The 7,906-nt window shown below is 64.5% G+C and carries 7 protein-coding genes and 1 tRNA gene; 2 read left to right on the top strand and 6 right to left on the bottom strand.

Annotated elements, in window-relative coordinates; genetic code table 11:
• Positions 1 to 356: 356 nt before the first annotated feature.
• The 6 genes from PO605_RS29875 to cysS form a co-directional block, all read right to left on the bottom strand.
• Positions 357 to 449 (bottom strand) — tRNA-Ser (locus PO605_RS29875).
• A gap of 53 nt (positions 450 to 502) precedes the next feature.
• A complete protein-coding gene (locus PO605_RS29870) occupies positions 503 to 1,768 on the bottom strand; it encodes an aspartate kinase (RefSeq protein ID WP_016450530.1) in 1,266 nt (421 codons plus the stop codon).
• Between the two features lie 176 nt (positions 1,769 to 1,944).
• Positions 1,945 to 2,976 carry a tRNA lysidine(34) synthetase TilS gene (tilS, locus tag PO605_RS29865; protein WP_047473328.1) on the bottom strand — a complete coding sequence of 344 codons (1,032 nt, stop codon included), beginning with the start codon at positions 2,974 to 2,976 and terminating at the stop codon, positions 1,945 to 1,947.
• A gap of 108 nt (positions 2,977 to 3,084) precedes the next feature.
• Positions 3,085 to 4,062 carry an acetyl-CoA carboxylase carboxyltransferase subunit alpha gene (locus PO605_RS29860; RefSeq protein WP_016450532.1) on the bottom strand — a complete coding sequence of 326 codons (978 nt, stop codon included), beginning with the start codon at positions 4,060 to 4,062 and terminating at the stop codon, positions 3,085 to 3,087.
• Positions 4,063 to 4,145: 83 nt separating this feature from the next.
• Entirely contained in the window at positions 4,146 to 4,955 is an 810-nt protein-coding gene (locus tag PO605_RS29855) for a DNA-3-methyladenine glycosylase family protein (protein WP_016450533.1), read from the bottom strand.
• A 49-nt stretch (positions 4,956 to 5,004) separates the two neighbouring features.
• A complete protein-coding gene (gene cysS / locus PO605_RS29850; protein WP_047325717.1) occupies positions 5,005 to 6,390 on the bottom strand; it encodes a cysteine--tRNA ligase in 1,386 nt (461 codons plus the stop codon).
• A gap of 204 nt (positions 6,391 to 6,594) precedes the next feature.
• Here cysS and PO605_RS29845 point away from each other — a divergent pair, with 204 nt between their 5' ends.
• Positions 6,595 to 7,128 carry a tetratricopeptide repeat protein gene (locus tag PO605_RS29845; RefSeq protein WP_016450535.1) on the top strand — a complete coding sequence of 178 codons (534 nt, stop codon included), beginning with the start codon at positions 6,595 to 6,597 and terminating at the stop codon, positions 7,126 to 7,128.
• Between the two features lie 147 nt (positions 7,129 to 7,275).
• Entirely contained in the window at positions 7,276 to 7,863 is a 588-nt protein-coding gene (locus tag PO605_RS29840; protein WP_047470991.1) for a peptidylprolyl isomerase, read from the top strand.
• Positions 7,864 to 7,906: the final 43 nt, after the last annotated feature.

The raw sequence follows: 7,906 nt of genomic DNA, 5'->3' as shown, positions 1-7,906 counted from the left end.
GAGCCGAGTTCCAAAGAACTTGGCTGTTCGCCTCAAACGCCCACGCTTATCGGCTGTATATTTTTAAGGATCGAAGCGAAGAATTTCTTCCTTGCTTCTGACTTGCTGCGATCAGCGAAGCCTTGAATTCTAGCACAGTTTTTAGCGTCGTTGCAATCAAATTTCTTCGATCTTTTCAACACCAGCGATCTGCATCGCTCTCTTTAGCAGAGCCTTGCATTGTAGCACGTTTTTTCAACAAGCCAACAAGAAGAACTTCGCCACCGCAACCAGAGCATCAGCCCCAGCCGCCCGATCAGGCCACCGAAGCAACCCTCTCATAAAAAAAGCCACCCTTGCGGGTGGCTTTTTGATTCTGGCGGAAACGGAGGGATTCGAACCCTCGATGAGGCTCTACACCCCATACTCCCTTAGCAGGGGAGCACCTTCGGCCACTCGGTCACGTTTCCGGAATGACGTTATTGTAACGTGCTTTTTTGCCGGTTTCGGCAAAACATCGATTTTATTCCGTCTTGTCGAGGCCGAAGGCGGTGTGCAGCGCGCGCACGGCCAGCTCCAGGTACTTCTCGTCGATGACGACGGAGGTCTTGATCTCGGAGGTGGAGATCATCTGGATGTTCACACCTTCCTGGCTCAGCGCACGGAACATGGTGGAGGCCACGCCCACATGGCTGCGCATGCCGATGCCGACGATGCTGACCTTGGCGATGTTGGGATTGCCGACGACTTCGGAGGCACCCAGGGCAGGCACGACCTTGTCACGCAGCAGTTCCATGGCGCGCTGGTAGTCGCCCTGGCTGACGGTGAAGCTGAAGTCGGTTTTGCCTTCCTTGCTGATGTTCTGGATGATCACATCGACTTCGATGTTGGCGTCGGCCACCGGGCCCAGGATGCCGTAGGCGATGCCGGGGGTGTCGGGCACGCCGAGAACGGAGATCTTGGCTTCGCCGCGGTTGAATGCGATGCCGGATACGACGGCCTTTTCCATTTTTTCGTCTTCCTCAAAAGTAATCAGCGTGCCGGAGGTGGACTCTTCCTCCAGGTCGATGTCCCAGGGCGTGAAGCTGGAGAGCACACGCATGGGCACCTTGTACTTGCCGGCAAATTCCACGGAGCGGATCTGCAGCACCTTGGAGCCGAGGCTGGCCATCTCCAGCATTTCCTCGAAGCTCACGGTGTTCAGGCGCTTGGCAGCCTGCACCACGCGCGGGTCGGTGGTGTAGACGCCGTCCACGTCGGTGTAGATCAGGCATTCGGCCGCCTTCAGCGCCGCAGCCACGGCCACAGCCGAGGTGTCGGAGCCGCCACGGCCGAGCGTGGTGACGTGACCGTTGGGATCAATACCCTGGAAGCCGGTGATGATGACCACGCGGCCAGCGTCGAGTTCGGCGCGAACGCGCTTGTCATCGATGGACTCGATGCGCGCCTTGGTGAAGCTGCTGTCCGTGCGCACGGGAACCTGCCAGCCCGAGAAGCTGATGGCTTCCAGGCCTTCGGCCTGCAGCGCAATGGCCAGCAGTGCCGACGACGCCTGCTCGCCCGTGGAGGCGAGCATGTCGAGTTCACGGTAGTACGCCGTTTTGGCCGAGCTGGGAGCCAGCTCGCTGGCCAGGCCCAGCAGACGGTTGGTTTCGCCACTCATGGCGCTGGGGACGACCACCATCTGGTGACCGGCCCTAGCCCACTTGGCCACGCGCTTGGCAACGTTGCGGATGCGCTCTGTCGAGCCCATCGAGGTGCCGCCGTATTTATGAACGATCAGTGCCATTGGATATCAGGGTGACGAAACTGCTAGGCACGGCGCTGTACGACAGGGGGTGCTTGTGCAAGCCAGGTGCTCAAGAGGACTGCGCATGTAGCGAAATGTCCGTCCAGACCCGTCTTGCGCAAGCCATTTGGTTTTGGCGCGCCGCCGGTTTTCGTGCAAAGTTGGACCAAAACCTGTCAATTGTACCAATCGAGCACTGACCCCAGGCGCCGCACAAAACCCCTGCCCATCTTGAGATGGATGCGGTGGCCTCGCGTACGGCAAACGCCGACCTGCGCGAGCAGTTGATCGAGCTGCGCGGCGCTCGGGGTGGTGGCATGCACGCTGCGCAGCCAGTGGCGCAGCACATTGGCCTGGCGCGCCGGGCTCAGCGCCTGCAATGCGGCGATGCGGGGCGGGTTGCCCACCGCACCCAGGTCGGCCTGGGCCATCTCCTGCAGGAGCTCGGCCGCTTCGGCGCAATGCCGGCTGCTGCGCGCAAAGGTGGCGCGAAACTGGGGGAAGGCCTGGCGCAACGCCGGCAGCAACTGGGCGCGGATGCGATTGCGGGTGTAGCGGGCATCGGCATTGGAAGGGTCTTCCACCCACTCCTGGCCGCGCGCAGCAAGCCAGTCCCGCAATACCTGGCCAGGCAGATCAAGCAGCGGTCGATACCACGCAAGTCCCGCCCTGCTCCACTGCGCCGGCATGGCGGCCAGCCCCGCAACGCCGGCGCCGCGCGACAGTGCCAGCAGCAGCGTCTCGACCTGATCGTCGGCATGCTGCGCCAGGGCCAGGCTGCGAACGGCAGGCATGGGCACACCGCCCTGCGCAGGCCAGGGCTCGGTGGCGGCCTTGATCAACGTGGCGTAGCGCAACTGACGCGCCGCATCCTCAGGGCTTTGGCCCGGCGCGTGGCGCGCATCCACGCGGCAGATCTTCAAGGGGACGGCATGCTGCGCACAGGTTTTTTCACACTGGAGCACAAAGGCATCGGCGGCCGACTGCAAACCGTGGTGCACATGGATGGCGACGACCTGGCCCGGCCAGCGCTCGACGCAGGCCAGCAGCAACGCAGTGGAGTCCGCTCCGCCGCTGAAGGCAACGGCCAGCGGCAGCGGTGGCGCAAAGCGCTGGATGGCAGCACCCAAGGCGGCGCCTGACGCGACGTCTGACGCGGCGTCTGATGAGGTGTCCGGCAGGTTCTGCGGCAGGTCGGTGATCGGCATTTCCACAGGCTTGGATCAGGTATGGCAGGACTCAGGCCGAGTCCCGGCGCAAAAAGAAAACGGCTCCCAGGGGGAGCCGTTCAGTGTGCCAGAGCGTGGCGCTGGCCTTCAGCGATTGTCTGCCTTGGTATCGGCGAAACGGCCGTAGCTTTGCAGGCGCTCGTAGCGGCGGTCCTGCAGTTCCTTGGGCTTGAGGTCGGCCAGCTGGCGGTAGGCATCGCCAAGCGCACGCTTGAGGAAGGCGGCCATTTGCTTGGGGTCGCGGTGGGCGCCGCCCACGGGCTCGTTGACGATCTTGTCCACCAGGCCCAAAGCCTTGAGGCGGTGGGCCGTGATGCCCATGGCATCGGCCGCGTCCTGGGCCTTCTCGCCGGTCTTCCAGAGGATGGAGGCGCAGCCTTCCGGGCTGATCACGGAGTAGACGGCGTATTGCAGCATCAGCACCTGGTCGGCAACGGCAATGGCCAGTGCGCCGCCCGAGCCGCCTTCACCGATGACGGTGGTGATGATGGGGGTCTGCAGCTGTGCCATTTCGTAGATGTTGCGGCCGATGGCTTCGGACTGGCCGCGCTCCTCGGCCTCGATGCCGGGGAAAGCGCCGGGCGTGTCCACGAAGGTGAAGACCGGCAGGCCGAACTTCTCGGCCGTCTTCATGAGACGCAGGGCCTTGCGGTAGCCCTCGGGGCGCGTCATGCCGAAGTTGCGCAGCGTGCGCTCCTTGGTGTCGCGGCCCTTCTGGTGGCCGATGACCATGCAGGACATGCCATTGAAGCGCGCCAGCCCGCCCACGATGGACTGGTCGTCGGCAAAGTGCCGGTCCCCGTGCATCTCGATGAAGTCGGTGAAGCAGTCGCGCACATAGTCCAGCGTGTAGGGACGCTCGGTATGGCGCGCGATCTTGGTGATCTGCCAGGGCGAGAGGTCGCTGTAGATGTCCTTGGTCAGCTGCAGGCTCTTTTTGCTGAGCTGCTCGATCTCTTCCGAGATGTCGACTGCGCTTTCGGTCTGCACGTAGCGCAGTTCCTCGATTTTGGATTCGAGCTCGGCGATGGGCTGCTCAAAATCCAGAAAGTTCTTTTTCGCCAACTTGTTTCTCCTTGTCCCAGCCAGGCACGGTGCATGCGTTCCGACCGGAAAACGGGGGTTGATCGGGTGTGATCGGTTTGTCTTCAGGCGGCAGGCTGCGTCTCGAGCGAGCGCCAAATATACCAAGTCGCCACGGTGCACCACGGCTTCCAGGCCTCGGCAACCTCGCGCGCCTCGCTGCGGCTGACGGGGTCGCCTGAAAAATAGTTCTGGCTGATGCCCGAGATCAGGCCTGCATCGTCCAGCGGCAGCACATTGGGCCGCTGCAGGTAGAAGATGAGGAACATCTCGGCCGTCCACCGGCCCACGCCGCGGATGGACATGAGCTCGGCCACGATGGCTTCGTCGCTCATGCCCTGCCAGTCGTCCTGGTGCAGGCGGTGCTCGGTGAAATGCATGGCCAGGTCCACCAGGTAGTCCACCTTGCGGGCGGACAGGCCCACGGCGCGCATGTCGTCCACCTTGAGCTTGAGCACCAGGTCAGGCGCCATCCGCGCAGGCAGGCGTGCGAACTTGTTCCACAGCGTCTGCGCGGCCTTCATCGAGATCTGCTGGCCCACGATGGAGCGCGCCAGCGTGGCAAAGGCATCGCCACCGGGCTGCAGGGCCAGGTGGGCAAAGCGCGGGATCAGGCGCTTCATCACGCGGTCGCGGCGCACGAGCTGGCGGCAGGCCTCGGCCCAGTAGGCAGGCGCGCCTTCGGGCGGCGCGGGCAGCGATATCTTGGCCTTGGGCGTGGCGGCAGCGGCCGCTGCGGCGGCAGGCGGCGAGCCTGCGCGCGCGCCCAGCGTCACCACCGGCAGCGGGGCCGGTTGCTGTTCGGGCACGGGCAGATCGGCCACCAGCGGCAACTGCTCGAAATCCATGGTGTCCAGGGGTTTGGCGGAGGCCATCAAAGCACCTCCCCGCACCTGGCGCGGCACGTCTGGCAAGGCATACGGATCAGCCCTTGGCGGCTGCCTCCCAGGTCGTGCCTGCAGGGGAGTCCTTGAGCACGATGCCCTGTTCCAGCAGCGCCTTGCGGATGCGGTCGGCCTCGGCCCAGTCCTTGGCCGCCTTGGCGGCTGCGCGTGCGGCAATCTGCGCCTCGATGGCGGCGGCATCCACATCTGCCGCTCCTGCCTGCAGGAAGGCCTGGGGGTCGCCCTGCAGCAAGCCCAGGCATCCGGCCAGGGCCTTGAGCAGGCCCGCCGTCTCGGCGCTCTTGCTGCGATTGACTTCTGCGGCCAGCTCGAACAGCACGGCCACGGCCTCGGGCGTGCCGAAGTCCTCGTCCATGGCCGCCTTGAAGCGTGCGGCAGCGGGATGGCTCCAGTCGATGGCGACCTCGGCAGGGGCCACCAGGCTCAGCGCCGTGTACAGGCGCTTGAGCGCGCCGCGCGCATCGTTCAGATGCACGTCGCTGTAGTTCAGCGGGCTGCGGTAGTGGCTGCGCACGACGAAGAAGCGAACGGTCTCTGCGTCGTACTCCTTGAGCACGTCGCGGATGGTGAAGAAGTTGCCCAGCGACTTGGACATCTTCTCGTTGTCCACGTTGATGAAGCCGTTGTGCATCCAGACCTGCGAGAAAGGCTTGCCGGTCGCGCCTTCGCTCTGGGCAATCTCGTTTTCGTGGTGCGGGAACTGCAGATCGGCACCGCCACCGTGGATGTCGAAGCTCTCGCCCAGCATCTCGCAGCCCATGGCCGAGCACTCGATGTGCCAGCCCGGCCGGCCCGCGCCCCAGGGGCTGGCCCACTTGACCTCGTCGGGCTCGCTGGGCTTGGCGCTTTTCCACAGCACGAAGTCCAGCGGGTCCTGCTTGCCGTCCTGCACGGCCACGCGTTCGCCGGCCTGCAATTCGTCCAGCGACTTGCCCGACAGCTTGCCGTAGCCGGGGAACTTGCGCACGGCAAAGTTCACGTCGCCATCGCTGCCCTGGTAGGCCAGGCCTTTGTCCTGCAGGCGGCCGATCATGGACAGCATCTGCGGCACGTATTCGGTGGCGCGCGGCTCATGCGTGGGGCGTTCGATGCCCAGGGCGTCGGCGTCCTGGTGCAGCGCGTCGATCATGCGGTCGGTCAGCGAACGAATGGTCTCGCCGTTCTCCACGGCACGACGGATGATCTTGTCATCGATGTCGGTGATGTTGCGCACATAGGTCACGCGATTTCCGCTGGCCCGAAGCCAGCGCTGCACCACGTCGAAAGCGACCATGGAGCGCGCGTGTCCCAGGTGGCACAGGTCGTACACGGTCATGCCGCACACATACATGCGCACATGGCCCGGTTCGATTGGCGAAAACGCTTCCAATGCACGCGACAGCGTGTTGTAGATACGCAAACTCATGGATGTTCATCAGGGGAGAAAGGGCCGCTGCAGGGGGCGCGTCCCACGCGCCGCCGGACCCTTGGCGCCGATGCAGGCATGCTCAGCAGGGAGCAGGAGCGGCAGGCGCAGAGCCCGTGTGACCCAGCACACCCCTCAGCTACAATTCACAGCAGTATAAGCCCGCGCCGCGGGGCGTTTCCCCGAGGCCCCGAAAGCACCTACATGCCTCTACGCAACTCGTTTCGCTCCGCCCTGCGCCTCGCGGCACTGGCGGCCCTGCTCGCAACAGGCCACGCCCACGCCGACGACTATACGGAAGTGAACCAGTTGCTGCGCAACGGCAAAAGCACCCAGGCCCTGGCACGCGCCGAAGCCTATCTTGCCAAGAACGCACGCGACCCCCAGATGCGCTTTCTCAAGGCCGTGGCCCTGACCGACAGTGGCAAGACCGACGAGGCCATCGCCGCGCTGAACCAGCTCATCGAGGACTACCCCGAGCTGCCCGAGCCCTACAACAACCTGGCCGTCATCTACGCAGGCCAGAACCAGCTCGACAAGGCCCGCTCCGCCCTGGAGTCGGCCGTGCGCAACAACCCCAACTACGGCGTTGCCTACGAGAATCTGGGCGACATCCACGCCCGCCTGGCCTACGAGGCCTACGGCAAGGCACAAGGCCTGGACGGCCGTGCTGCCAGCGTGCGGCCCAAGCTCAAGCTGCTGCGCGAATTGCTGGCTCCAGTCACCGGCACCAAATAGAAGACACGGCCCACACGCGCACCCCGGCGCCCAGGCACGGCGGTCTGCACGCCATTTGGGTCTTGCCACGCCTGCGCGCACGCGCAGGAACCTGCCCGGGTTTTCCCACTCCATCCCCCAGCCCTTTGGCTTTCTCAGGAGATTTGCATGACCACACGCCGCATTGCGTCGCTTTCCCTGGCCGGCATGGCCCTGGCCGCTTCCCTTTGCACCACCCTGCCCGCCATGGCGCAGAACGCCACACCCAAGGTGCAGCTCAAGACCAGCATGGGCGACATCGTGCTGGAGCTGAACGAGGCCAAGGCCCCCAAGACCGTGGCCAACTTCATGCAGTACGTGCGCGACAAGCACTATGACGGCACGGTGTTCCACCGCGTGATGGACGGCTTCATGATCCAGGGCGGCGGCATGGACGCCAGCCTCAAGGAAAAGCCCACGCGCGCGCCGGTTCCGCTGGAAGCGGACAACGGCCTCAAGAATGACCGGGGCACCATCGCCATGGCGCGCACGGGCAATCCCAACTCGGCCACCTCGCAGTTCTTCATCAACGTGGTGAACAACGACATGCTCAACGCACCCAAGCCTGACGGACACGGCTACGCCGTCTTCGGCCGCGTGGTCCAGGGCATGGATGTGGTGGACAAAATCCGCACGGTGGCCACGGGCAACCAGGGCATGCACCAGAATGTACCCACCAAGCCGGTGACCATCCTCTCGGCCACCGAAGTCAAGTAAACCGCGCGCCGCGCCCAGCGTGGCACGCCCCTGCCCTCCACCC

It is taken from the genome of Delftia sp. DT-2 (genome assembly GCF_028401915.1).
GTDB classification, from domain to species: Bacteria; Pseudomonadota; Gammaproteobacteria; order Burkholderiales; family Burkholderiaceae_C; genus Comamonas; species Comamonas tsuruhatensis.
Note: the sequence above shows the minus strand (reverse complement) of the source record. Positions and strands in the feature narration are given on the sequence as shown.

Bases quoted from the DNA above. Each gene is read 5' to 3' on its own strand.
- PO605_RS29870 (WP_016450530.1), bottom strand. From the start codon at position 1,768: ATGGCACTGATCGTTCATAAATACGGCGGCACCTCGATGGGCTCGACA.
- tilS (WP_047473328.1), bottom strand. From the start codon at position 2,976: ATGCCGATCACCGACCTGCCGCAGAACCTGCCGGACACCTCATCAGAC.
- PO605_RS29855 (WP_016450533.1), bottom strand. From the start codon at position 4,955: ATGGCCTCCGCCAAACCCCTGGACACCATGGATTTCGAGCAGTTGCCG.
- cysS (WP_047325717.1), bottom strand. From the start codon at position 6,390: ATGAGTTTGCGTATCTACAACACGCTGTCGCGTGCATTGGAAGCGTTT.
- PO605_RS29845 (WP_016450535.1), top strand. From the start codon at position 6,595: ATGCCTCTACGCAACTCGTTTCGCTCCGCCCTGCGCCTCGCGGCACTG.
- PO605_RS29840 (WP_047470991.1), top strand. From the start codon at position 7,276: ATGACCACACGCCGCATTGCGTCGCTTTCCCTGGCCGGCATGGCCCTG.